The 25,633-nt window shown below is 68.1% G+C and carries 22 protein-coding genes and 1 other annotated feature; of the genes, 9 read left to right on the top strand and 13 right to left on the bottom strand.

Annotation, left to right across the window (positions count from 1 at the left end; all coding sequences use genetic code 11):
• Positions 1-34: 34 nt before the first annotated feature.
• Complete coding sequence (locus BLS97_RS11405; protein WP_157695369.1) at positions 35-796, bottom strand: hypothetical protein; 762 nt, start codon at positions 794-796, stop codon at positions 35-37.
• Positions 797-865: 69 nt separating this feature from the next.
• Positions 866-1,285 (bottom strand): Lrp/AsnC family transcriptional regulator, encoded by a 420-nt coding sequence (locus tag BLS97_RS11400; RefSeq protein ID WP_090476070.1) that lies wholly within the window; start codon positions 1,283-1,285, stop codon positions 866-868.
• A gap of 68 nt (positions 1,286-1,353) precedes the next feature.
• Between BLS97_RS11400 and BLS97_RS11395 the strand changes: the two genes are divergently transcribed.
• Positions 1,354-2,004, top strand: a complete 651-nt coding sequence (locus BLS97_RS11395; RefSeq protein ID WP_090476069.1) for a LysE family transporter — start codon at positions 1,354-1,356, stop codon at positions 2,002-2,004.
• 32 nt (positions 2,005-2,036) lie between these two features.
• Here the strand turns inward: BLS97_RS11395 and BLS97_RS11390 are convergent, their stop codons facing one another.
• The 7 genes from BLS97_RS11390 to BLS97_RS11360 form a co-directional block, all read right to left on the bottom strand.
• Positions 2,037-4,247: a bifunctional MFS transporter/dTMP kinase gene (locus BLS97_RS11390; RefSeq protein ID WP_157695368.1), complete on the bottom strand. Its 2,211-nt coding sequence runs from the start codon at positions 4,245-4,247 to the stop codon at positions 2,037-2,039.
• Positions 4,248-4,265: 18 nt separating this feature from the next.
• Positions 4,266-4,919: a hypothetical protein gene (locus BLS97_RS11385; protein WP_157695367.1), complete on the bottom strand. Its 654-nt coding sequence runs from the start codon at positions 4,917-4,919 to the stop codon at positions 4,266-4,268.
• Between the two features lie 96 nt (positions 4,920-5,015).
• Entirely contained in the window at positions 5,016-7,901 is a 2,886-nt protein-coding gene (gene topA, locus BLS97_RS11380) for a type I DNA topoisomerase (RefSeq protein ID WP_090476066.1), read from the bottom strand.
• A gap of 264 nt (positions 7,902-8,165) precedes the next feature.
• Entirely contained in the window at positions 8,166-8,792 is a 627-nt protein-coding gene (locus BLS97_RS11375; RefSeq protein ID WP_090476065.1) for a hypothetical protein, read from the bottom strand.
• 125 nt (positions 8,793-8,917) lie between these two features.
• Complete coding sequence (locus BLS97_RS11370) at positions 8,918-9,679, bottom strand: hypothetical protein (RefSeq protein WP_090476064.1); 762 nt, start codon at positions 9,677-9,679, stop codon at positions 8,918-8,920.
• Positions 9,680-9,858: 179 nt separating this feature from the next.
• A complete protein-coding gene (locus BLS97_RS11365) occupies positions 9,859-10,644 on the bottom strand; it encodes a hypothetical protein (protein ID WP_090476063.1) in 786 nt (261 codons plus the stop codon).
• A 198-nt stretch (positions 10,645-10,842) separates the two neighbouring features.
• Positions 10,843-13,122 (bottom strand): sodium-translocating pyrophosphatase, encoded by a 2,280-nt coding sequence (locus tag BLS97_RS11360; protein WP_090476062.1) that lies wholly within the window; start codon positions 13,120-13,122, stop codon positions 10,843-10,845.
• A gap of 359 nt (positions 13,123-13,481) precedes the next feature.
• Here BLS97_RS11360 and BLS97_RS11355 point away from each other — a divergent pair, with 359 nt between their 5' ends.
• On the top strand, positions 13,482-15,389 hold the full coding sequence (locus tag BLS97_RS11355) for a serine/threonine-protein kinase (protein ID WP_090476061.1): 1,908 nt from the start codon (positions 13,482-13,484) through the stop codon (positions 15,387-15,389).
• Between the two features lie 49 nt (positions 15,390-15,438).
• On the top strand, positions 15,439-17,769 hold the full coding sequence (locus BLS97_RS11350; protein WP_231988057.1) for a DEAD/DEAH box helicase: 2,331 nt from the start codon (positions 15,439-15,441) through the stop codon (positions 17,767-17,769).
• A gap of 35 nt (positions 17,770-17,804) precedes the next feature.
• Here BLS97_RS11350 and BLS97_RS11345 read toward each other — a convergent pair whose 3' ends face one another.
• The 3 genes from BLS97_RS11345 to BLS97_RS22870 all read right to left on the bottom strand — a co-directional run bounded on the left by BLS97_RS11345 (position 17,805) and on the right by BLS97_RS22870 (position 18,632).
• A complete protein-coding gene (locus BLS97_RS11345; protein ID WP_197676130.1) occupies positions 17,805-18,146 on the bottom strand; it encodes an Rv3654c family TadE-like protein in 342 nt (113 codons plus the stop codon).
• Entirely contained in the window at positions 18,139-18,462 is a 324-nt protein-coding gene (locus BLS97_RS11340; protein ID WP_157695361.1) for a TadE family type IV pilus minor pilin, read from the bottom strand. Before BLS97_RS11340 ends, BLS97_RS11345 begins: the two co-directional genes overlap by 8 nt.
• A gap of 62 nt (positions 18,463-18,524) precedes the next feature.
• The gene (locus BLS97_RS22870) at positions 18,525-18,632 is read right to left on the bottom strand and encodes a DUF4244 domain-containing protein (RefSeq protein WP_157695366.1); all 108 of its coding nucleotides are present in this window, start codon (positions 18,630-18,632) and stop codon (positions 18,525-18,527) included.
• A 188-nt stretch (positions 18,633-18,820) separates the two neighbouring features.
• Between BLS97_RS22870 and BLS97_RS11330 the strand changes: the two genes are divergently transcribed.
• Positions 18,821-19,330 carry an HNH endonuclease gene (locus BLS97_RS11330; RefSeq protein ID WP_090476058.1) on the top strand — a complete coding sequence of 170 codons (510 nt, stop codon included), beginning with the start codon at positions 18,821-18,823 and terminating at the stop codon, positions 19,328-19,330.
• Positions 19,327-19,563: a recombinase family protein gene (locus tag BLS97_RS24495; RefSeq protein ID WP_090476057.1), complete on the top strand. Its 237-nt coding sequence runs from the start codon at positions 19,327-19,329 to the stop codon at positions 19,561-19,563. Before BLS97_RS11330 ends, BLS97_RS24495 begins: the two co-directional genes overlap by 4 nt.
• Positions 19,564-19,574: 11 nt before the next feature.
• Here the strand turns inward: BLS97_RS24495 and BLS97_RS11320 are convergent.
• A protein-coding gene (locus BLS97_RS11320; RefSeq protein ID WP_090481961.1) for an IS3 family transposase occupies positions 19,575-20,737 on the bottom strand; the annotation gives its coding sequence in 2 pieces (ribosomal slippage) (positions 19,575-20,470 and positions 20,470-20,737; 1,164 coding nt in all).
• A 7-nt stretch (positions 20,738-20,744) separates the two neighbouring features.
• Between BLS97_RS11320 and BLS97_RS22865 the strand changes: the two genes are divergently transcribed.
• The 4 genes from BLS97_RS22865 to BLS97_RS11300 all read left to right on the top strand — a co-directional run bounded on the left by BLS97_RS22865 (position 20,745) and on the right by BLS97_RS11300 (position 24,957).
• On the top strand, positions 20,745-21,317 hold the full coding sequence (locus tag BLS97_RS22865) for a hypothetical protein (protein ID WP_157695365.1): 573 nt from the start codon (positions 20,745-20,747) through the stop codon (positions 21,315-21,317).
• 90 nt (positions 21,318-21,407) lie between these two features.
• Positions 21,408-22,657, top strand: a protein-coding gene (locus BLS97_RS11310) for an IS3 family transposase (protein WP_231988056.1) whose coding sequence is annotated in 2 segments (ribosomal slippage) — positions 21,408-21,693 and positions 21,693-22,657 — 1,251 coding nt in all. Because the reading frame shifts where the segments join, the coding sequence is not laid out codon by codon here.
• Positions 21,692-21,820: a sequence feature (AL1L pseudoknot), on the top strand. It overlaps the preceding gene by 129 nt.
• Entirely contained in the window at positions 22,658-23,935 is a 1,278-nt protein-coding gene (locus BLS97_RS11305) for a phage portal protein (RefSeq protein WP_090476055.1), read from the top strand.
• A 317-nt stretch (positions 23,936-24,252) separates the two neighbouring features.
• Positions 24,253-24,957: a phage minor head protein gene (locus BLS97_RS11300; RefSeq protein ID WP_157695364.1), complete on the top strand. Its 705-nt coding sequence runs from the start codon at positions 24,253-24,255 to the stop codon at positions 24,955-24,957.
• The last annotated feature ends 676 nt before the right edge of the window (positions 24,958-25,633 follow it).

The raw sequence follows: 25,633 nt of genomic DNA, 5'->3' as shown, positions 1-25,633 counted from the left end.
GACGAGGTGCGGAGCCCCGGCCGCCAGGGCTGAATCAGCTGTGCCGCCCTGGGGGAGGTGTCCCGTCGGATGCGCGCGGACGGCGCGCCGGGGCGGCGGCCAGAAGCGGGCGGAGCCGGGCCTTCTCCAGATTGCTCGCCGCGATCCAGGCGATGTCGCGGTCGTCGGACGCCTGGAGCCATTCGAGATCGGCGGCTCCGTGCGCCGGATCGGCGGCAATCGCGACACTGCAGCAGTAGGCGAGCGCCTGCCGCAGGACGCGGAGCCGGTCGTCGGCCCCGACCGTGTCGCGCAGCCGAACCAGCGCGGCGGTGGCCACACGACAGGCGTGGAGGGCCAGCCGGGCGTTGTCGTCGTCGGTCAGGAGCCGGGGTTCGCAGACCGCCGCGACCGCGGCCCGGAGGACGAGTGGATCCTCCGATTCGAGCCATTGGCCGACCAGTTCCCGCATCAGCGTCGCGTTCTGCGTCCCGATGTCCTGCAGCGCACGGGCCGCCCCCTCGCGCACCCGCCAGAGGTCGTCGGACGCGCGCGTCCGGAGGCGGGCGCGCAGCTCGAGATCGTCGGGGGTCTGAAGGAGGAGTCTCCCCAGGCCCTGGGTGCCGCAGAAGCGCAGGTACTCGTCGGGGTCATCGGCAAACCGATCGATGGCCGAGTCGGGCCCGACGGCGGCAAAGGCATCGGCGAGCGCCAGGTTCGCCCGCGGGCCAGGGAGCCCGGACTCGGATCCGAGCAGCCGTTGAAGTTCGCCGACGTCGAGACCGCTGATCACGGCCCGCCAGTCGACCCTGCCCATGGCCACAATGTACCGACCGACCACGCAGGCCGAAGGTCCCGTCGGCCTGCGGGATGCAGGCCGGCCGGGTCACCGCAGCGCCATCCGAGTCTGCGTCTGCGCGGCCCCACCCTCCCGTTTGAGCAGGCGCAAGAACCGGTCCAGAGACGGCATGTCCCGGAGACGGACACGCAACAGGTAGTCGTAGGGTCCGGTCACGTGCACGGCCTCGAGCACGCCGGCGACCGGTCGCGCCCAGCTCAGGAACGCCTCGGAATCCCGGTCCGGCTGCAACCGCACGTCGATGAACGCCTCGATCCCGGCCGCATCGTCGAACCGCGAATCGGCCAGCACGACCGTGAACCCGGCGATGACGCCCGATGCCTCCAGTCGGCGCACCCGCGCCGAGACGGCGTTCGTGCTCAAGCCGACGTCGCGGCCGATCGCACTGAACGTGGCCCGACCATCCTGTCGTAAGAGGCTGATGATTCTCTCGTCGAGCGGGTCCACACCGAGAACAGTACCGAGCGGCAGAGACTTTCTCGGTCGGCCCGGCGCCGACCGGGCAGAGTTCTCGCATGCAGATCGGTGCCGCACTCGTCAGCGGACTCGTCGCCGGGCTCGCCGTGGCCATTCCCCTGGGTGCAATCGGCGCGCTCTTGTTCACCGAAGGTCTGCGGCGCGGCTTCCGGCGCGGCTGGCCGGCCGCTGCCGGAGTCGCCGCCGCCGACGCGTCCTACAGCATCCTGGCCGTCGTCTTCGGTGTGGCGGCAGCTCCGTTCGTGACCGCTGCTGCTCCGTGGCCGGCGCTCGTGGGCGGCGTCACGATGATCGTCATCGCCGTGGTCGGGGTCAGCAAGGGCCGCTCGGCGTCCGACCACACGTCACGCAGCGGCCCGGCCGATGACGCGACGCGGCCGGCCCGACGCTTCATCGCCTACCTCGCCCTCACCCTCGTCAACCCCATCACGTTGCTGTACTTCATCGCGGTCAGCACGGGGATCGCGGAGATCGTCCGGACGGCGCCGTCCCGCCTCGCTTTCGTCACCGGCGTCGGGCTCGGATCGTTCGGGTGGCAGTGCGTCCTGGTCGCGGCCGGCGCCGTGCTGTCCACCCGTATCGGCCCCCGCATTCAGCGGGTCACCCTGCTCGCCGGGAACATCCTGATCGCCGCACTCGGGCTGGTGATCCTGGTCAACGGAATCGTCGCGGACGCACCCGCGGCCTGAAACCGACCAATCGACGCAGCGCGCTCTGGTCGTCACCGGTGCGGCGGCGCCGCCTCGGCGATGGCTCGACCGGTCGCCGCGTCGGATGCGGCCGTCACCCGGGCCGGCGAGCGCCCCCGCAGAACCGAGGCGATCCGTTCGGCGACTTCGGGCGTCAGGTGTCCGTCCGACCCGTCGGGCAAGGGGGCGACGACCAGGTAGCGCTCGGGCGCGGCCGATGCCCGGTCCCGGAACGCGGCCACCGGGTCAGGACCGGGCTCGACCCCATCGACGCCCGACTCCGCCCCCGGCTCCGGGCCCATCTCCGCCCCCGTCTCCGGCTCCGTCCCCGTCTCCGCCCCCTCCGTGCTCGTCTCCGCCGGACGGCCGAGTTCGTCGGCCACGATGGCCTCGACCACCGGATCCGCGTCGACCGGCGGCACCGCCGCGTCGACCAGAACGGTCAGATCGGGACGCAGACCACCGACGGCCCACTGGGCCAACCGCAGCACCGGTTCCTCCCCCAGCGCCGACTGAACGCCGAACCGGACCACCAGGTCGTCCACGTAGCCGCTGGTCAGGACCACCTTCCCGGCATCGAGGTCGGGCCGGATCCGTTCGGTGACCAGCTCGGCCAGGTCGGCACCGGCCCGGAGGGCGGCCGCTTGGCCGTCGCCCGCCTCGTGGACGAAGAGGACGAGTTCCTCGGCGTCGACGTCAAAGGCCGCGGCCGGCGCGCTGACGCTGCGGGGTTCGACGACATACCCGTCGGTCCGCAGCCGCGCACCCACGGCGGTGATGTAGCGGGCCACCTGCCCCGCATCGGCCCCCTCCACCGCGAGCAGCACCCCCGGGTGTTCGGACCCGTCGATCAGGTCCTCCGGCCGGCGATGCCCGACCAGGCGCCGCAGGAATCCGCCCCCCACCCGTCCCACCTGACGAGCCGCGTAGACGGACACGAGGATGGCGATCAGACCACCGGAGGCCAGCACGATCGCCGCGCCCGAGAACCGCCACCGGAACGCGCCGATCAGCACCAGGTGGGACCCGACGGCGCCGGCCACCACCGGTCCGGCGGCGATGGTGGCCAGCAGGGTGAGCCGCACGGACGACATGACGAACCCGAACACGCGGCCGCGCAACGCATCCGACACCTCGTGCCCGATCATGGTGAACCCGTTGATCCAGGCGATGCCGGCGAACAGTCCCATCACCGACGCCGCGATGGACGCGCCGACGAAGTCCTGGAGCAGGCTCATCACGATCAGGACCAGGCCGGCCGCGCCGATCGCGGACGTGAAGACCATGCGTCGGGGCAGTGTCGGCAGCACCTTCGGACCGATCAGCATGCCGATGGCCAGGCCGGTGAACACCGACCCGAACAGGATTCCGTAGCCGGCGTTGCCCGCACCGAGGCTGGACACGTAGGCCTGGGCCACCCCGGCGGTCAGACCTCCGGCTCCGAACGCACCGAGGATGCCGATGTAGATGGCGCGCATCACCCGGCTGTTCCGGACGAAGGCGATGCCCTCGGTGATCAGCGAGAAGATCGACTTCCCGACCTCCCGCTCGCCGACGAACGACGGGATCAGGTTCCGGGAGAACAGAACCGTGCCGGCCACGAAGAAGTAGGTCAACGCGTCCAGACACAGCGCGATGTTGATGGCCAGTGAGCTGGTCGGCCCGCTGATCAACGCCGACGAACCGGCCGTGCCGGAGGCGGCCTGGGCGCCGAAGAACTGGGCGATCGTGGACAGGAGAGCGAAGACGGCGGCGGCGATCGGGACCATGCCGTAGATCGAGACGTAGTTGAGCTGGTTGGCCACGGCCAGCCGCTCGCGCGGCACGATGTTGACCAGCATCGCCTGCTTCGCCGGGTTGGTGAACAAGCCGACCGCCTCGACCAGGAACTGTGCGGTCAGCAGCCACGTGAGGTTGCCGGAGACGGCGATGGACAGATACAGCAGACCGGCGGTGGTGTCACCGATCACGGCGATCATGCGGCGGTCGATCTTGTCGACCAGGGCTCCGGCGAACGGGCCGAGAACCAGATCGGGCAGCAGCCGGGTCAGCAGTACCCCGGATACGGCCGCGCCCTGGACCAGCCCGGACGAATTCTTGGTCAGGTAGGCCGCCAACGCGGTGGTGGCCAGCAGACCGAGCCAATCCCCGAGGCTGGAGATCGCGATGGCCGCCCACAGCCGACGGAAGACCACGATCCGCAACAGCACCCGGACCGAGCTGGGTTCCTTCGCCCTACTCATCGACTGCCCTCATCGACATCACTTGCGCTGCAACAGGTCCGAAATGGCCGAGATGATCTTCTGGGCCGCTCCGCTGGAGAACAGCACGATACCCAGGACGACCAGGCACCCCCATGCCCCGGACGCTCCGGACCGCTTCCTCGTGGTGGTCCGAGCCGGAGCGGGGGCAGTGATCTGCGACCTGGCCTGGGTCAGCGCCGCGCGCAACTGCGCCATACCCTGCCCCTGCGGTAGATAGGCCGGTGGGCGCACGGGAGGGGTCGCCATGATCGGGGCCGGGAGTTGGTAGCCGGTGCCGGCCGCGGGACGGCGCCCGGCCGGTGGCGCCAGCTGGGCCGGCGGCCCGACCGGCCGGTTCGGCGGCGCGACGTAGGTCGCCGGTCCGGGCGGCGGGAACTGCTCCCAAGGACGACGCGACGCGGCACGCGCGGCTCGCGCCGGTGGCGGCCGGCCGCTGGGGGCGGCCGGAACCGGCGGAGCACTCGGCGGCGGGGCGAGCGGCTCCGGCGTGGCGCTGGGCAGCCCCGGCAGCGGCGACGCGGACAGCGCGTCCGGGAAGACGTCACCGGCCAGACTCGAGGTGAACACCGGCTCGACCGGGTCGGACATCCCACCTGACCCGGCCAAGGCGTCACCGAAGTCCGGTGATGGATCTTCCGCACGTACGGCCATGGACCGATCGTAGGCGGACCGACCGACACGGCGGCCGAAGCCAGGGCACGTTCAGGGACAACCCTGACCGTTCCCCGGGCCGTCACGTGTTCGTCGTCAGTCGGCCTTCTTGACCGCGGCCCTGGTCCGGGTCGCGGTGGCCGTGGCACCCTTCGCGGCGGCGGGCTTGCGCGCGGCCGGCTTGGTGGCGGCCGCCGCCTTGGTCGCCGTCGCCTTGGTGGCGCCCTTGGCGGCCGGCTTCTTGGCCGCCGGCTTCTTGGCCGCCGCGCGCTTGGGCGCCGGGCCGCGAGCCCGCCGTTCGGCCAGAAGTTCGGCCGACCGCTCGACGGTGATCGTCTCGACCTCGTCGCCCTTGCGGAGCGAGGCGTTCGTCTCGCCGTCGGTCACGTACGGCCCGAACCGGCCGTCCTTGATCACCATCGGCTTCTCGGTGGTCGGGTCGATCCCGACCTCACGAAGGGCGGCCGCCGCCGCGGCCTGGCGGCCTCTGGTCTTGGGCTGCGCGTAGATCGCGAGGGCCTGGTCCAGGGTGACGGTGAACAGGTCCGCCTCCTCCGCGATCGACCGGGAGTCGGTGCCCTTGCGCAGGTATGGGCCGTAACGGCCGTTCTGGGCGGTGATCTCCTCGCCGGTGGCCGGGTCGGTGCCGACCACCCGGGGCAGGGTCAGCAACTGCAGCGCGGAGTCGAGGGTGATCGACTCCAGCGACATCGACTTGAACAGCGACGCGGTGCGCGGCTTGACCGCGTTCTTCCCCTTGGTCGGGGTGTCCTCGGGCAGGATCTCGGTGACGTACGGCCCGTAACGCCCGTCCTTGGCGACGATCATGTGACCGGTCACCGGATCCGGGCCGAGTTCGACGTCACCGATCTCGGCCTGCTCGAAGAGGGCGTCGACGACCTCGGCCGTGACCTCGTCGGGGGCCAGGTCCTCCGGAAGGTTGGCCCGCTCGGTCTTGGGCGCGTCGGGCTCCGGGATTTCGCCCTCGGACGTGATCAGCGGGCGTTCGAGGTACGGGCCGTACCGGCCGACCCTGACCGTCACCTGACGGCCCTTGTCGTCGGTGAGCAGCGGCAGCGAGTTGACCAGGCGGGCGTCGATGTCCTCCAGGTTCTCGCCGACCAGCTTCTTCAGGCCGCCGGCCCGCGAGACCGACCCCTCCGGGCCGGTGTCGCCGCCGAAGTAGAACGTCGACAGCCACGCGGTGCGGCCGAGACGCCCCTCGGCGATGCCGTCGAGTTCGTCCTCCATGGCCGCGGTGAAGTTGTAGTCGACCAGGCGGGAGAAGTGCTGTTCCAGCAGCCCGACCACGGCGAACGCGATCCAGGACGGGACGAGCGCCTGCCCCTTGCGCCAGGCGTAACCACGCTCGGTGATGGTCCGGATGATCGACGTGTAGGTCGACGGCCGGCCGATCCCCAGATCCTCCAACGCCTTGATCAGCGACGGCTCGGTGTACCGGGCCGGCGGCGTGGTGGAGTGGCCACCGGGCGTCAACTCGTTGATGGCCAGCTTCTCGTCGACCTTCAGGTTCGGCAGCCGGCGCTCGGCGTCGTCCGCCTCGCCGCCGGCCTCCGCGTCGACCGTCTCCACGTACGCCCGCAGGAATCCGGGGAAGGTGATGGTGCGGCCGGACGCGGTGAACAGGGCCTCGGAGCCGAAGGCCGGGACGCCGGACAGCGGCGCGGTGATCCGCAGGCTCAGGGTGAGGCCGCGGGCATCAACCATCTGCGAGGCGATGGTGCGCTGCCAGATCAGCTCGTACAAGCGGAACTCGTCGGCGCCCATACCGCTGGCCACCTGACCGGGGGTGCGGAAGTTCTCGCCGGCCGGGCGGATGGCCTCGTGGGCCTCCTGCGCGTTCTTGACCTTGCGGGTGTACTGCCGCGGAGCCGGCGGCACGTACTCCGAGCCGTACAGCTCGCGGGCCTGGGAGCGGGCCGCATCCAGAGCGGTCTGGCTCAGCGTGGTGGAGTCAGTGCGCATATAGGTGATGTAGCCGGACTCGTACAGCCTCTGCGCGGTCCGCATCGTCCGCTCCGAGGAGAAGCCCAACTTGCGGCCGGCCTCCTGCTGCAGCGTCGAGGTCATGAACGGCGGGTAGGGGCGCCGGGTGTACGGCTTCTCCTCGACCGAGGTCACGGTGGCGGTGCCCGACTCCAGCGCCGCGGCGACCGTCCGGGCGCCGTCCTCGTCCAGCAGCAGCACGTCGGCGCCGGTCTTGAGGGCACCGGTGTTCTCGTCGAAGTCGCGTCCCGAGGCCAGGCGTTTGCCGTCGACCGAGTTCAACGCGGCGGTGAAGGTCTGGCCCTGCGCGGGCGCCAGCAGGGCGTCGATGCCCCAGTAAGTGCCGGACCGGAAGGCCATCCGGGCTCGTTCCCGCTCGACGATGATCCGGGTGGCGACCGACTGGACGCGCCCGGCCGAGAGGTTCGATCCGACCTTCTTCCACAGCACCGGCGAGACCTCGTAGCCGTAGAGACGGTCGAGGATGCGGCGGGTCTCCTGGGCGTCGACCAAGTTGTTGTCGAGCTCGCGCGGGGCCTCGGCGGCGGCTCGGATCGCGGCCGGGGTGATCTCGTGGAAGACCATCCGCTTGACCGGGACCTTCGGCTTGAGCGTGTCCAGGAGGTGCCAGGCGATGGCCTCGCCCTCCCGGTCCTCATCTGTCGCCAGATAGAGCTCGTCCGCGCCGGCCAGCAGGGACTTCAGCTTGGCGACCTGAGCCTTCTTCTCCGGCGACACGACGTAGATCGGCTCGAAGTTGTGCTCGGTGTTCACGCCCAACCGCGCCCAGGGCTCGCCCTTGTACTTGGCCGGCACATCGGCGGCATTGCGCGGCAGGTCGCGGATGTGGCCGACCGACGACTCGACGATGTAACCCTCGCCGAGGTACTGCGAAATGGTCTTGGCCTTGGCCGGTGACTCGACGACAACCAGGCGGACTCCGGTATGGGTGGCAGCAGCCTTACGTGTGGCCATGCTCGTTCACGTTCTCCTCTATATAGCGGCGTTCCGTCGGCGACCGCATCGGCACCACGAACCCCGGACGGACGGCTGGGCCGACTTCAGGCAAAACCGGGCGTCGGACTGCAGGATGCCATGGATCGTCAAGTCGACCGTGCGTCGCCACCCGATGAACGCGTCACGAACCGGTCCGGGCTGTGGTCGAAATCGCCGATTCGAGGTCCGATCGGGCGACGCGGCTGCGCCGATCGGGCCGGTCGGGCGACCGCGGAGGGCCGGTCAGTGGTCCGGAAGAGGGAAAGCGCCGGCCGGAGCCTCGGGTGGCGGGGTCCCCAGCAATTCGACCAACCGTTCGTGCCGTCGGTGACCGACGATCCGCAGCGCCGGGCCTCCGCCACGGGCGCCGATCAGCGCCCCGGCCAGACCGGCCCGGGCGCACACCGAGGCCAGTGGCTCGTAGGTGTCCGGTGCGTGGCGGTCGAGGCCGAGCAGGAAGCCGGCGTCATCGTGCCGTCCGGCGGCCAGGGTCCAGCAGCGCAGCAGACCGGCGCCGGCGCTCAGACCGGGCGGCACCGACTTCACCGCTCCGCGCGTCCAGGCCCGGGCCAGCTCGGTGAGGGCCGACGATCGTTCGCTCCGCAGCAGCACCCCGCCGTCGGTTCCGTCCTCGGCCGGATCGAGCAGACCTCCCGAGAGGGCCTCGGCCGCCGGCAGCACCTCGGCGCTCACGTCACGCACCCGGAACTCGCGGACCAGCGCCTTCGCCCGCCATTCCTGGCCCAGCAGGATGGACAGACGCGCCCCGTCCGGCCCGGCGGAGATCTGGCCGTGACCGGCCAACAACCCGCCGAGATCCTCTACGCGCGGCGGCGTGAGGTCGGCGGAGAAGAACGAGAGCTGGGACACAGGGTGTCACGTTAGCCGTCCGGACCGCGGGGTCGCGCCACTCGGCGTCGACGTCGGACCGGCCGGCGCGCGGCGCCTTCACCCAGCCGAGCCGGCAGAGCGCGGGCCGCCGGCAGCAGCGGCCGTCAGGTCCCGAGCTGGCTGAGCTTCTGGCACGACGGAATGGCTTCGATCGCCGTCTGCGCCTGAGGCGAGGCCGTCACGCTGTCCAGGTTGACGGCGGAACTCATCGTGCTGATCTGGGTGGCCGTGTCGGTCAGCACCGTCTGGAGCTCGGTGGGGTTCGTGGTGACATCGACGGCGGCCACCTCTCTGGCCGCCGCGGTCAACGTGGAGCCGAGCTTGACCAGGACCGGCTGGACCTTGGCGGCGACCTGGGCGCCACCCTGGATGGTGGGCGCCGGGAGCCCGGCCAGCGACTTGGCGGTGTCGGTGAACGAGGCACCGGCCCGGGAGAACAGCGTCACCACCTCCTGCTGAGCCGTCTTGAGGTCCTTGGCGGCGCTGACCGTGTCACCCAGCTTGCTCAGGTCGGCCAGGGGCAGGAACCCGGTGCAGAGGGTGTCGAACCACCTGGTGCTCTGTGCGTCAAGGCCGGACGAGCCGCGGCCCGAACTCGACGTGCCGCTGCCGGCCGCACTCGAGCCGGTCGCCGCCGAGGACCCCGCGCTGGAACCGGCCAACCGGGACCCCGGCGCGCTGGAGGTCGTGCCCGGGGCCGGATTGGACGAGACCTGCGAGCTGGGCGACGCGGCCGTCGACCGGCCAACGGTCGAGCCGGCCGGCGACGAGACGGAGCTGGTGCCGGGCGAGGGCGTTCCGCCGGTCGACGTGCACCCAGTGATCAGCAGGGCCACGCCGAGCGCCGCCGCGATGGTGATCTGCATTCTGCGCACGTTGTTTCCCCTTCAGCGGCTGTCCCCGTCAGCACGGCAGCGCCGCGTTCGCCGACTCCCTTGGTGGGGGGCCGACGAGGAGACGATACCCACCGGTGCGGACCGCCGGACGCCGAAACGGCCGGCGTCGTCACCAGGACGACGCCGGCCGTCGTCGGGCCGGAGAGGGATCAGTTACCGGTCTTGGCCTTCAACGCGGCACAGGCCGGGATGGCCTCGAATCCAGCCAGGGTCTGCGGGGTCAACTTCAGGGAGCTGAGGTCCTGCAGCGGCTGCAAAGCCGTCGTCATGCTCCCCGACAAGCCGGTGAGGGCTGACGACAAGGCGCTGGGATCCTTCGAGACGTCGATCGCGGCCAATTTCTTGGCCTCGGTCGTGAATGCCGGTCCAGCCTTGGTCAGAGCGATCACGACCTTCGACGCGAACTCCGGACCGCCGTTGAAGGTGGGGGCGGGCAGCCCCTTCAGCTTGTCTGCGGTGTCGGTGAACGCCGAGCCGAGCTTGCTGTAGAAGTCGACCAGCGCCTTCTGTGCCTTCGCCAGATCGGTCGCCGAACTCGCCAACGACGACGGGTCGCTCGTGAGATCGACGACCGGGGTGAACCCGGTACAGAACGCGCTGAACCACGCGGAGGTCTGCGCGTCGAGGGAACTGGAGTTGTCGCCGACGGTGGTGGTGGGCGCTGTCGTCGCCTCGGACGCGCTCGACGACCCAGAGGTCTCGGCCGACCCGGAGGCCGGGGCGCCGGAGGAGGCGGCGGCGCTCGAAGCCGGCGCACTCGACGGCGCCTCGGCGCTCGACGACGGGGCGGCACCGGACGACGGGGCGGCGGCACTGCTTGCGGCGGCCGAGCTCGCCGACGAGGTGTTCGCGGTGGCGGTCCCACCGGTGGAACTGCATCCGGCGAGGAGCAGACCCGCCCCGAGGATCGCCGCCAGCCAACTGGTGCGCTTCATTGAGTACTCCATTTCGATCAGCCATCAAGACCGACCGAACGTATCAACCACCCTCGCGACGGCGCAGGCGTTTGACGTACTTTGCGTCCGGCCCCGAGGTGCGCACCGAAACGGGACGCCCGGACGGCAACAGACGGAACGGGCCGTCCCCACCGGTCCTTCAACCGATGTGGGACGGCCCGCCCGGGGCTGGTCGGATCAGTCCTGCAGCACCGAGGCCCGCCGCTTGGCGATCAGGATCGCCCCAGCGATGACGACCACGGCCACGATGGCGATGGCGATGCGGAGGGCCGTGTTGGAGCTGTCGCCGATGGTCAGCGACACGATCGCCGGTGCGATGAGCACCGATACCAGGTTCATCACCTTGATCAACGGGTTGATGGCCGGGCCGGCAGTGTCCTTGAACGGGTCGCCGACGGTGTCGCCGATGACGGTGGCCTCGTGGGCCGGCGAACCCTTGCCGCCGTAGATCCCGTCCTCGACCAGCTTCTTCGCGTTGTCCCAGGAGCCACCGGAGTTGGCCAGGAAAACGGCCATCAGGGTGCCGGTGGCGATGGTGCCCGCGAGGTAACCGGCCAGGGGGCCGACGCCGAGACCGAATCCGACAGCGATCGGCGCGAACACGGCCAGCAGGCCCGGGGTGGCCAACTCGCGCAGGGAATCGCGGGTGACGATGTCCACGACCTTGCCGTACTCCGGCTTGTTCGTGCCCTCCATGATCCCGGGGATCTCCCGGAACTGCCGCCGGACCTCGCGCACGACGGCGCCGGCCGCGCGGGACACCGCGTTGACGGCCAGGCCGGAGAACATGAACACCACGGCCGCACCGATCAGCATTCCGACCAGCGTTCCGGGCGACACGACGGTGTTGGTGAACGTCCGAAGCCCGTTGACCGCCACGCTGCCCGCCTTGGCCACCGCGGTGTCGATCGCGTTGGAGTACGACCCGAACAGCGCGGTGGCGGCCAGCACGGCCGTGGCGATCGCGATGCCCTTGGTGATCGCCTTCGTGGTGTTGCCGACGGCATCCAGGTCGGTGAGGATCTTGGCCCCCTCCTCGGACACCTCGCCCGACATCTCGGCCACGCCCTGGGCGTTGTCCGAGATCGGACCGAAGGTGTCCATGGCGACGATGACGCCGACCGTGGTGAGCAGGCCGCAGCCGGCCAGCGCGATCATGAACAGCGCCACAGTCAGCGACCCGGACAGCAGGAACGCGCCGTACACGGCGGCCGCGATCACCAGGGCCGTGTAGACCGCCGACTCGAAACCGACCGAGATGCCGGCCAGGATGACCGTGGCCGCACCGGTCAGGGAACTCTTGGCCACGTCCTTCGTCGGCTTGGTGTTGGTATCGGTGAAGTAACCGGTCAGCCACAGGATGACCACCGCGAGGACGATGCCGATGATGACGGCGACGATGGCGATGACGGCCGGGTTGCCGGGCAGCCCCGCGACGGCCGCCACGCCCAGGTCGTTGAAGTTCTTCGGCAGGTAGACCAGGGCGGCGACCGCGCACAGCACGGCCGAGATGGCGGCCGAGATGTAGAACGAGCGGTTGATGGTGGCCAGCCCGCTCTCGGTGGCCCGCGCCCGGGTGATGTAGACGCCGATGATCGCGGTGAGGACCCCGATGGCCGGGACGATCAGCGGGAAGACCAGGCCCTTGGCACCGAACGCGGCACTGCCCAGGATCAGCGAGGCGACCAGGGTGACCGCGTAGGACTCGAACAGGTCCGCGGCCATGCCGGCGCAGTCGCCCACGTTGTCGCCGACGTTGTCGGCGATGGTGGCGGCGTTGCGCGGGTCGTCCTCGGGGATGCCCTGTTCGACCTTGCCGACCAGGTCGGCGCCGACGTCGGCCGCTTTGGTGAAGATGCCGCCGCCGACCCGCATGAACATGGCCAGCATGGCGGCGCCGAAGCCGAAGCCCTCCAACACCTTCGGCGCCTGGTCGACGTAGGACAGCACGACCACGGCCGCGCCGAGGAGGCCGAGTCCGGTAGTGGCCAGTCCGACGCTTCCACCGGTGCGGAAGGCGATCTGCATGGCCCGTTCCCGGCCCTCACCGTTCGCGGCGGCCGCCACCCGGACGTTCGCCCTGGTGGCCAGCCACATGCCGGTGTACCCGATGGCCGCGGAGAACCCGGCGCCGATCAGGAAGAACACGCTCCGGCCGATGCGCTCTCCGGTGGAGTCGGCCGGCAGGACGAACAGCAGCAGGAAGACGATGACCACGAAGACGCTGAGCGTCTTGAACTGTCGGCCGAGGTAGGCCGCGGCGCCTTCCTGGACGGCGGCGGAGATCTCCTGCATCTTCGGGCTGCCCTTGCCCGCGGCCAGCACACCGAGCCGCAGTACGAAGGAGATGACGAGAGCAATGACCGCGACCAGTCCAACCGCAATCACAATCGTGCGGTCACTGCCGGTCAGCGACAGGGTGGAGGCACTGTCGGCGGCCAACGTGAGGTTCTTCATGCGGCTCCTGATCCATTGCGCGATGCGCAGTTAGCTCGGCACCGACAACTTCGGAAGTCGACCGGCGCTGGTCCAGACAAACAATCGCGCCGGACCCGGGCCCGGCGTGAGTGTGATCACTGTAGGGCAGCGGGTATGACACCGGTCACGACAGGCCCCGTCCACCGGTTGCCTGTTTCGATTCAGGTGATGGCCGTCACAAGGAGCACCCGGGGCGTCCGTACCGCGTCCTGACCGCAGGAGCCACCAGCGGATGACAGGTCGTTCGATGGCAACTGGCGGGTCGAGATGACACGCTGGGGCAGGATGCGCCAGGACGAGGTCCGGCGCCGAGACGACAAGGACCGAAGCGAACCGATATGGAGATCCCCGGCTACCGCGATCTGACTGTGCTCGGACGGGGTGGGTTCTCGACGGTGTACCGGGCGGTTCAGGACTCCGTCCAGCGTGAGGTGGCGCTGAAGGTCCTGGGCGTGCACATGGCCGGGGCCGACGCGAAGGAACGCTTCCGCCGGGAGTGCGCGACCAACGGCCGGGTCGGCACCCACCCGAACATCGTGACCCTCTACGACTCCGGTTTCGCCGACGACGGATCGCCGTACCTGGCCATGCAGTTGTGCTCCGGCGGGTCACTGTCGGAGCGACTCAGGGCGTCCGGTCCCCTGCCGGTGGCCGACGTGCTGCGGATCGGTGTGAAGATCTCGGCCGCCCTGCAGTACGCGCACAGCGCCGGGGTCCTGCACCGCGACATCAAGCCGGAAAACATCCTGATCTCCGATTTCGGCGAACCCGAGCTGGCCGACTTCGGGATCTCCTCGGTCGATGACCAGCGCCTGTCGACGGTCACCGCCTCGTCGTTCACCATCAACCACGCCGCACCGGAGGCGCTGGCCGGACAGGGCTCGTCGGTGTCGACCGACGTCTACAGCCTGTGTTCCACCCTGTACACGCTCGTTGCCGGGCACACACCGTTCAACGCTCCCAGCTCCACCGCGTTGGTGGCGCTGGTCAACATGGTGATGAACCAGCCGGCCCCGACCACCGGCCGGGCGGATGTGCCGCCGTCACTGGAACGGTTGCTGGCCGCCGGGCTGTCGAAGACCCCCGAAGCCCGTCCGGCCGACGCCCGGGCCGTCGGCGGTGCCTTGCAGGCGGTCCAGCGGGAGTTGGGCCTGCCCGTCACGGAGTTCCCGATCGCGCCGCCGCCGATGGCCTACTCCCCGACCCAGACGTTCGGGGCCGTCGGGGGAGGCGGCGCAGCCGGAGCGGCCGGCCTGGTGGGTGGAGCGGCCGCGTCCGGCCTGGTGGGTGGCGCCGCGGCGGCCGCCGGGATGGTGGGCGGCGCGGCCGCGATGTCGCCGAACGGCACCGGCGCTCTCCCGCCCACCGGGGCGATGCCGGCGCCGGCCGCGCAGACCGGCGGGCAGTGGGGTGCGTGGGCCAGCGAGGTCAATGCCGATCGGACCGGGGCCGGGTCGGTCCCGCCGGGTGGTGTCCCGCCGGTCGTCCCGGTGCCGTCGACGATCCCGCCTGTCCCACCGTTCCGAACCACCGCGCCACCACCCAAGTCCGACAAGCGGGTCTGGATCATCCTGGCCGCCGTGCTGGCCCTGCTGCTCATCGCCGGCGGCATCTACTACGCGGTGGGCCGGACATCGTCGAACACGGCCCAGCCGAACCCGGGTAGCTCCTCGTCCAGCCGCCCGGCGGGCAGCAAGGCCCCCACGAAGCCGTCGAGCAAAGCATCCGCCTCCCGGGCCACCTCGGCCGCCACCCGCTCGTCGACCACGCACTCGTCCCCGACGACCAGCCCGTCGAGCACCTCGACCAGCCCGACGACCAGCGCCGCGGCCGATCCCGCGGTGATCAACGCGTTCGGGTCCACCACCGTGCCGGCGGGCGACATCGACTGCGCCGACAAGTCCTCGACGGTCAGCCTGTCGATGGCGTGGCAGACCACGGGCGCCACCCAGGCCTGGATCGGCGTCGACACCAAGGACGCCCAGAAGGACCCGACCGCCTCGGTGCCGACGCAGAGCGGCGGCTACCCGATGACCTACGACTGCTCGAAGAAGAGCCACCGGTTCACCCTCACCGTGGTCAACTCCGCCGGCAAAGCCACCAGCACCAGCGTGACCTTCACGTCGAAGTACGCGCCCAAGAGCGCCCCGTCGACGCCGACCACACCCACCTCGACACCGACGTCCACGTCGACGTCGACCACCACGTCGACATCGACCACCAGTTCGAGCGCGCCGACCAGCTGATCGCGTGTGGCTGGCCGGCAATGCCGGCCCGGAGCGGGAGAATGATCCGGTGACCGCCCTCGACCGCCGCAGCGACGACCTGCTCGCCGTGCTGCGCCGGGGGGGCGACCCGTCGGCCGTCACGCACGTCGAGCGGCTGCCGCGCCAGGAGGGCCGGACGGCCCCGTGGCCGGACTGGACGCCCGATCTGGTTCGCACCGCGCTGGCCCGCAAGGGCATTCACGCACCCTGGCAGCACCAGGCCGACACCGCCGAGCTCGCCCACGGGGGCCGGCACGTCATCGTCTCCACCGGCACCGCCTCCGGCAAGTCCCTCGGCTACCAGCTGCCCGTACTGGCCGATCTCATGGCCGACCCGACGGCCTGCGCGTTGTACTTCTCCCCGACCAAGGCCCTCGCCGTTGACCAACTGGCCTCGATCGAGTCGCTCGGCCTGCTCGGGGTCCGGCCCGCACTGTTCGACGGCGACACCCCGATGGAGGAGCGGGACTGGGTCCGGTCCCACGCCCGGCTGATCCTGACCAATCCCGACATGCTGCACCGGGGTGTGCTCCCGGCCCACGCCCGGTGGGCCCGGGTGCTGCGGAACCTGAAGTACGTGGTGATCGACGAGTGTCACGCCTACCGCGGCGTCTTCGGTTCCCACGTCGCCCTGGTGATCCGGCGGCTGCGGCGGCTGGCCCGGATGTACGGGGCCGATCCGGTATTCCTGCTGGCGTCGGCCACGGTCGCCGATCCGGCGGTCGCTGCCCGTCGTCTGATCGGGTCCGACGCCGCCGCGGTGACCGTGGACAGCGCACCCCGGTCCGGCGCCGACTTCGTCCTGTGGGAACCCCCGGTCATGGTGGATGTCGAGGGCGAGAACGGCGCGCCGGTGCGGCGGTCCGCGCCGAATGAGGCGGCCCGGATGATGGCCGACCTGGTCTCGGCCGGCGCGCGGACTCTGACCTTCGTCCGGTCCCGGCACGGGGCCGAGCAGACCGCCATGACGGCCCGCCGGCGCCTCGGCGACACCGACCCGGATCTGGTCGACCGGGTGGCCGCGTACCGGGGCGGGTATCTCCCGGAGGAGCGGCGGGAACTGGAGCGCGCGTTGGGCAGCGGCGCCCTGCTCGGTGTCGCCACCACCAACGCGTTGGAACTCGGCGTCGACATCGCGGGGCTCGATGCCGCCCTGCTGGCCGGATATCCCGGGACGCTGGCGTCGGTCTGGCAGCAGGCCGGGCGAGCCGGGCGCGGCGACCAACGGGCGCTGGTGGTCTTCGTGGCGCGCGAGGACCCGTTGGACTCCTACCTGGTGCACCACCCGGAGGCCGTGTTCGGCAAGCCGGTGGAAGCCCCGGTGATCGACCCCGGCAATCCGCACATCCTGGGTCCGCACTTGGCCTGCGCCGCGGCCGAGCATCGCCTGACCGACGACGACCTCGAACTGTTCGGGGAATCGACGACGTCGGTGATCGCGGACCTGGTGCGGCAGAAGGTGTTGCGGGCCAGGCCTTCCGGCTGGTTCCACCACGAGACCCGGCATCCGGCCGACCAGGTCGACCTGCGCGGGTCGGGCGGCGGTCAGATCGCCATCGTCGAGGAGGACTCCGGCCGCCTGCTCGGCACGGTCGACGAGGCACGGGCGCCGGCCGCCGTACATCCAGGAGCAGTGCACCTGCATCGCGGCCAGACGTATTCGGTGCTCGACCTCGATCTGGAATCGGGTGTGGCCCTGGTCCATCTCGACCGCCCGGAATGGACGACGATCGCCCGGTCCGTCTCGACCGTCGAGATAACCGAGACCCAGGTGACCGACACCTACCCGACGGGCATCCGGGTCGGCCTGGGCAAGGTTTGTGTGACGGAGCAGGTCGTGGGCTACCTGCGCCGGCGCCCGGGTGGCGAGATGATCGACATGATCGGGCTCGACATGCCCGAGCACACCCTGCACACCCGGGCCGTCTGGTACACGATCGACCACGACACCCTGTGCGGGGCCGGTCTTCTCGACCGGGACATCCCCGGGTCGTTGCACGCCGCCGAGCACGCCGCGATCGGCCTGCTGCCGCTGTTCGCAGGTTGCGACCGGTGGGACATCGGCGGCCTGTCCACGAACCTGCACCCCGACACCGGCGAACCCACCGTCATCGTCTACGACGGTTTCCCGGGCGGCGCGGGCTTCGCCGACCGCGGGCATGCTGTGCTCGGGCAGTGGCTCACCGCCGTCCGCGAGGCCGTGCGATTGTGCCCCTGCGCCGCCGGCTGCCCGTCGTGTGTGCAATCCCCCAAGTGCGGCAACGGGAACCAGCCGCTGGACAAAGCCGGTGCGGTGGTCGTGCTCGATCTGGTCGTGCAAGCGATGGCCGCCCGGACGCCGGTAGCCCTCACGGCGTGACGCCGCGCTGTGAGGGCAATGCGGTCGGTATCGATTCACCCCGTCTCCACCGGCCCAGCCCGAGCCCGACCGGAGGCCGAACCACCCCACGTACCCACCCGCGCCTCCACCAGCACATCAAAACCCTGCACCACACACGACACCATCAACCCACCATTGCCCGACACCACCGACCCCGCCCGCGCACACGCCACCCCCTGACCCCACAGCGCCCGCGCCGCCCCGGCCAACGCCCCCAGATCCGCCGCCGTCTCCGCCCGCTCCCGCGCGATCACCACCCCACCCAACCGAATCCCCAACCCGGCCACGACCAACAGCACACCCACCACCAAGGCGACGAACACCGTGGCCACCCCCGCATCCCGATCCTCACCCACCCGTGACCCCCTCCTCCCGCGCCGCGCTCGCACTGGCCCGCACCGACACCCCCGGCAACAGCCCACTCACCGCCCCCGCCACCACCGTGGCCGTCACCAGATCCCCACCCACCCGCACACTGAGCACGGCCCCCGACGGAGCGATCGCGGCCACCGCCGCCACCGCGGCATCGGCATCACCCCGACCCACCAGCCGAGCCGCCTCCCGCGCCGCATCGGCACACCGCAACTGCGCAATCACGCACCCGATCCCGGCCAGACCGGCCCCCACCACGACCATCAGCACCGCCAGCACCAGCGCCGCCTCCACGGTCACACTGCCCCGCTGCCTCAAGACCGCATCCGGCCGGCCACCGCCCGACCGGGACCGGGCCGCGATCACAGCGACGTGTGCAGCGCGGAATTGATCAGACTCGTCAACCCCGACACCACCGAACCGCCCGTGACGATCTTGTACAACACCGCCGCGAACGCCGCCGCCACCACGGTGCCGACCGAGGACTAGTCAATCCCCGCGTTGGAGGAAGCTCGTGGCCCCTGTTGTGACCTGCGAAGACAAGTTCCTGAACCAGAACGACCGCCCGAAGCAGGCAAGCTCGGGGCGGTCTCGAACAATTGTACCATTTTGTCGATCGTGCGATAATGAGAGGCAGTTAAGCAGGCAAGCAAGACACATGAAAAAGATCCATCTCGGCGGCAATGCCGCGACCGGGAAGTACGTCATCATCGATGACCGCGACTTCGAACTAATCAACAAGTACACGTGGCACCTCAGCACCGAGGGAAGTGCAGCGACGACCCTTCATTTGGGGTTTGAGCCGATCACGCACCGTCGTCTAGTCAAACAACTCAGGATGCACCGTCTGATAATGGCGGTCACCAGCGTTCAGGATCATGTTGATCACATAAATCACAACCGACTCGACAACCGTCGTTCAAATCTGCGAGTTTGCACACAGCGCCAAAACAACCAAAACATCCGGCCGACAAGGCGGAACAAGTCCGGATACAAAGGTGTGTGTGCCTATAAGTCGAGATGGCGGGCTTACATAACGCCCAACAAGAGGCAGATGAGCCTGGGGTGTTTCGGCTCCAAGGATGAGGCCGCTCGCGCTTACAATCATGCGGCGACTGAGTTTTTTGGTGAATTCGCCTACCTTAACACCGTTCCGGACGAATCATGAGAGCCGCAATCTATACTCGTCTGTCGCAAGATCCCCGCCAAACGGGACTGGGAGTCGAACGCCAGCTAGAGGACTGCCAGGAATACTGCAGGTTGCGCGGCTGGGAGATCGTCGCAGAGTACTGCGATAATGACACGACGGCGTGGAAAGATGGAGTTAAGCGACCCGCGTATGACGCTCTGATCGACTCGATCAAGGCAGGTCAGTGGGACTGGCAGGTCCCCGTTTTGTAGGCCGGGCAGTGCTAGAGCCTTGGGGTTGATGGTTCGATCTCACAGCCCACCGTTTGGTGGGTGTGGGTGCACTGGGCACCGTACTCGGCGGGTGTGAGGTAGCCCAGCGCCGAGTGGCGGTGCCGATGGTTGTGGTCTTCCTTGAAGTCGCCGATGACCACTCGGGCTTCTCGGAGGTTCGTCCAGTGGTTGCGGTTCAGGCATTCCCTTCGGAGTCGGTTGTTGAACGATTCGATGTGCCCGTTGTTCCAGGGCGTGCCGGGCGGGATGTAGATCAGGCCGACCTTGTTGCGGCAAAAGTCCTGCAGTGCATCGGAGATGAACTCGGGGCCGTTGTCCATCCGCAGCACCCGGGGTGGGCCGCCGCACTCGTCGAACGCCTGCTGCAGGTGTGTGACCAGGCGGTCGGCGGTGATCGACCGCTCGACGATGTGCAGCATCGACTGCCGGGTGTGTTCGTCGATCATCGACGCGATCTTGATGGCCTTCCCGTCGACGGTCGAGTCGTATTGGAAGTCGATGGCCCACACCACCTTCGGCGCGTCCGCCGCGATCTGCGGGACGCTGTTGATGCCGACGCGTTTGCGGGGGTGGTAGATCCTCACCTGCAGTCCTTCGTCCATCCAGAGGCGGTGGACCTTTTTCTTGTTCACCTGCCGGCCCTCGTCGTGCCGCAACGCAGCCCAGGCTCGCCGGAACCCGTGCAGCGGGTGCCCGGTGGCGTAGCGGCGCAGCCAGGCCCGCAGGTCAGCGTCCGGGTCCGCGGGGGTTTGGGCGATCGGGCGGCGCTGGTAGGTGGACCGGTTGAGCCCAACAGCTTTGCACGCCAACCGCTGTGACAGCTTCATTGTGTCGATGAGCATGTCCACCGCGCGGCGTGCCACTGCCGGGCTCAGAATTTTCCCTTGGCCACCTCCCGCAAGGCGTCCTTCTCCAGCTCCGCTTCGGCCAGCAGCCGCTTCAGTCGGCTGTTCTGTTCTCGGAGGTCCTTGAGTTCTTTCGCGGAGTCGCCGTCCAACCCGCCGTACTGCCGGCGCCAGTTGTACAACGTCGGCGCCGACACCTCCAGCTCCGCGGCGACCTCTTCCATCGTCCTCCCCGCAGCGGTCAACTCATCCGCCCGGCGCAGCTTGCGAACAATGTCCTCCGCCGAATGACGCTTCCTACCAGCCATCCCGATCATGTCCTTCCTGCCCCTCACCTGGGGCAACAGGACTCTAAATCAACTCGGCCTCATCCACCGGGGACACGCCAGCACCACCAACCCAACTCTCAACATCGACGCATCTACGACGTCGGTGGCTACTGGCTTGAACGTCAAGGGTGCAGCTGCAGGCGGCGGCATAGCCCTTACCTCCAGATCGTCCGGGACGAACGAGGCAATGTCCATCGACGGTAAGGGTTCGGGTCAGCTCATCCTGCAGAGCGTCGCCACCGGCCAGATCGTTCTGGGCGGGGGTCAGATCGTCAAACGTACGGCCGTTTTCGACCTCGCCTATACGGTGCTTGTGACCGACTACCTCGTCGCCTACGCGACCCTGACGGCAGCACGAACGGTGACCCTTCCGACCGCGGTGTCAGTCTCGGGTCAGGTGTACATCATCATCGACGAGACTGGTTCAGCCAACACGAACAACATCACGATTGGCACGACCTCATCTCAGACGATCAACGGAGCCTCTACCAAAGTCATCAACACCGCCTACGGCTACTACCGGCTCTACTCCAACGGCACCAACTGGATCTTATTCTAATGAGCAACCCAATCGTTCAGGACGACATTGCCGCAGGTTTGAACCACCCCGGCATGTCCGGACACTCCTCTTGTTAGGAAAGATGGAGTCATGGCGAGTACGTCGAAGCGGTACCCGGCCGAGTTGAAGGACCGGGCGGTGCGGATGGTGGCGGAGATCCGGTCCGATCATGGGTCGGAGTGGGCGGCGGTGGAGTCGGTCGCGGCGAAGTTGGGGATCGGGACTGCGCAGACGGTGCAGAACTGGGTCCGCCGCGCCGAGGTCGATGCCGGCAAACGGCCGGGGGTGTCCTCCGAGGCGGCGGAGGAGCTGCGGAAGTTGCGGGCGGAGAACCGAGAGTTGAAGCGGGCCAACGAGATATTGAAGTCGGCGTCAACTTTTTTCGCGGCGGAGCTCGACCGCCGACAGAAGTGATCATCAGCTACATCGATCAGCACAAGGCGGAATACGGCGTCGGGACGATCTGCCGGGTGCTCACCGAGCACGGCTGCAAGATCGCGTCGTCCACCTACTACGACCGCACCCACCAGCAGCCCTCCGCCCGCGCTGTCCGGGACGAGGCGCTGTCCGCGCAGGTCAGTGCGGTGCATGCGGAGAACTACGGCGTCTACGGGGCGCGGAAGGTGTGGTTGACGCTGAACCGGGAGGGCACCGCGGTGGCCCGGTGCACGGTGGAGCGGCTGATGCGCCGGCTCGGTCTGGTCGGGGCTCGTCGGGGCAAGGTCAAACGCACCACTATCGCCGACCCGCAAGCGCAACGGGCCAGTGATCTGGTGGATCGTCATTTCGACCCGGAGGCGCCAGATCGCCTATGGGTGGCCGACTTCACGTATGTTTCGACGTGGTCCGGGTGGGTGTACGTGGCGTTCGTGATCGATGCCTACTCCCGTCGGATCGTGGGGTGGCGATCGGCGACCACGATGACCGCGCAACTCGTCCTGGACGCCATCGAGCACGCGATCTGGACCCGGCAACGTGAAGGGGTGCAGGACCTTTCGGGGCTGATTCACCACAACGACCGCGGATCTCAATATACGTCTGTGGCGTTCACCGAGCGGCTGGCCGACGCCGGCATCGACGCCTCCGTTGGTCGCACCGGGGACAGTTTCGACAATGCTCTGGCCGAGACGATCAACGGGCTCTACAAGACCGAGCTGATCAAGCCCCGCGGCCCGTGGCGGACCGTCGAGCAGGTCGAAGTCGCCACCCTGGAATGGGTCGACTGGTTCAACCACCGCCGCCTGTACGAGCACAACGGCGACCTCCCACCGGTCGAACTCGAGCAGGCCCACTACGCTCAAATCAGAGCCCAGCAAACCGCTGCGCTCTCAAACCCGTAGGTGTCCGGACATGCCGGGGTGGTTCACCCGCTGGACGATGGCTTCGCGGGCCTCGGTGGTTCAGGCCGACTCAACAGCTACTCGACCAAGCAAGACCAGCTGGCCGCGAACCTTGGCTGGTGCTTCGCCGCCAACAGCGCCATCGTCGACCCCACAGCCGCCGTTGAGCTCAAGCTCTACAAGATCAAGAAGGACGGCGACCGCGAAGAGGTCAAGGAGCACGAGATCCTCGACCTGCTGGACAACCCGAACAACGTCCACACAGGCGAGCAGATGCGCCACCTGCACTTCACGTACATGAACTTCGTCGGCGAGAGCTACATCCACATGCTCGATCGGGGTGCGGCTGACTTCGTGCCAGCCAAGGGCAAGCTCCCCCTCGCCCTCGAGATCTTCCCGGCTCATCTGGTCCAGTTCAAGTTGGGCACGACCTACACCGGCAGCACGGTCAAATACTCCGGTCACGAGTACCCGCTGCCTGCCTTCATCCGTGATCTCAACCCCGATCCAGCCAACCCGTTCTTCGGCCGGTCGATCGTCAAGGCCGGCGCCCTGGCCATCGACACCGATGAGCAGATGAAGCAGTGGAACCGCGGCGTGTTCGACAACGGTGCCCGACCAAGCTTGATCTTCAGCACCAACGACCCCCTATCTGATGATGCTTACAACCGCTGGAAGCAGCAGTTCGTGGACGAGCACACCGGCACCGAGAACGCCCACAAGCCGCTGCTGATCGAGGGCGGTGACGCCAAGCCGTACATGCTCAGCCCGACTGACCTCGACTTCCTGGCCAGCCGCGAGTTCTCCATGAAGGAGATCTTGTCGATGTGGCGCCTGTCCCCCGGCATGCTTGGCCAGGTAGAGAACGTGAACCGAGCCAACCTGGACGCTGGCATCTACATGAACGGCATCACCAATGTGGTCCCACGCATCCGCCAGTTCGTCCGCCAGCTCAACGTCACCCTGGTCAAGGTCTACGACCCCACCCTTGAGCTCGACTTCGTGAACCCCGTCCCCGAGGACCAGGACGCCAAGCTCAAGACCGTCACCGAAAGCGTCGGCAAGATCATGACCATCAACGAGGGCCGTGCCAAGTACGGGATGGGGGCGCTCCCCGACGGCCTTGGCGAGACGCTGTACATGTCGAACACGAACGCTCCTCTGGCGTCGATTGCCGATGGGACAGCCCGGCCACCGCTGGCATCGCCTCCTGTAAGCGCTCCTCCAGCCTCTGACACACCGAAGAAGTCCCATGTCGGGGTTAAAAAAACGACCTGACGACCTGTAGATGCTGCGCCGGAAAAGGTGAGCACGACGAGACCGGCTACGAATGCTACCGCTGCAATGCGTCCGGTGAGGTCACGAAGCAAGAGGATCGACAGCCCATCCCATGCGGCGGCCGGCACGACAGCCCTGACCTCTGGATCGACGAGGACGGCAACTACCGCCATGAAGAAGAGAAGGCAGCCAATCAGGTCACAACGAAGGAGCTGACGCCTAAGGAACAGGCCGCCGCTCGCATAGCTCAGGGCAACGATAAGAAGGCCAGGTACGACCAAGCGGCCGCTCAGTTCGAGGCTCAGATGGTCAGCGTGATGGCAGCCCAGTTCAACCAGCAGAAGGCCGAGATCCTCGCTCACCTGGACACGACACGCATCGGTACGAAGAACTACACCCGCAAGGACTGGCTCCAGGACCTCCTCGACTGGGCTGAGGCCGCCGGGAGCTTCAAGACGGCCATCCAGCCAGTTGTGCACGCCACACTGCTCCAGGCCGGCCAGGACGCGATCCAGGGCGTCGGCCTCGAGGCGAGCCAGTTCGACCCGTTCACGCCAGCCATCGTCGAGTACTTCCAGAACCGCAGCATCAAGATTGCCAAGGACGTCACCTACGAAACCGAGAAGCAGCTCCGGGCTGCCCTGAGCCAGAGTGTCGTCGACGGTAAGAGCTCCTACGAGCTGCGCGGAATGGTCGAGAACGTCATGGGCAGCGCCAGCACCATGCGCGCTGACCGCATCGCCAGGACCGAAGTCAGCAGGTCACAGGGCTACGGTGACATCCAGGCTTGGAAGCAGAGCGGAGTCGTTGAGGGCAAGGAGTGGTTTACCGCGGAGGATGAACACGTCTGCCCGTTCTGCGACGACCTAGATCACACGATCGTCGGTCTAGACGACAACTTCTTCGACAAGGGCGACACGCTAGAGGCAGGTGGTCAGGCCATGGCCATGAACTATGACGACGTGCCGAGCTGTCCACTCCACGTCAACTGCCGATGCGTTCTACTTCCTGTTCGAGCGTAAATGTCCCGTCGGAGGCTGGGCGTCCCCAACCTCCCCCAGGACAGTAGCTCTCACCCCGTCACCCTCATCCGATAAACTGAAGTACGGTGTTCAGAATGTAGATTACGTAGTAGGCGATAGCGATTGCGTAGTAGATCTTGGTCCATGTATCCATGATGCGGCTCTCCTTTCTCTAGGTTCGAATGTGTCACTAGGTATATCGCCGCAGGGCCTTCAATTGTTTCTGTCAGACGGCGGGTATTCGAAGTTTCACTCTTTCGGTGTCGTAATCTTTCTTATGACCACGAAATGGTCTTTTTAAAAAGAACGCTTAGCTCGGTTGGACTATTGCCTGCACGTCAAAGATGCTCTACAGTAGGATTCAGAAGATTTAAACAAGGACCATCATGCTCAAACCAGGAACCCCCAACACAACAATCGTCGCACCAGGTACGGCCATAACGGCTACAGCAACTAGCTCCTCAGTCAATACCGGCAACTTCGGCGGCTTCGTCGCCGTGCTGAACGTCGAATCAGTTTTCAGGTACCTCACCAAGCCTGACCGTCAAGTTCCAAGACAGCGTCGACGGCACCGTCTGGAACGACGTACCCAGCGCAGCTTTCACTGCTGCCACAGCAGCCGGCAGCCAGCGCCTGGTGGTATCGAACGTCGCCAGCAAGCTCCGCATCGTGGAGA

It is taken from the genome of Nakamurella panacisegetis (genome assembly GCF_900104535.1).
In the GTDB taxonomy this organism is placed as follows: Bacteria; Actinomycetota; Actinomycetes; order Mycobacteriales; family Nakamurellaceae; genus Nakamurella; species Nakamurella panacisegetis.
Note: the sequence above shows the minus strand (reverse complement) of the source record. Positions and strands in the feature narration are given on the sequence as shown.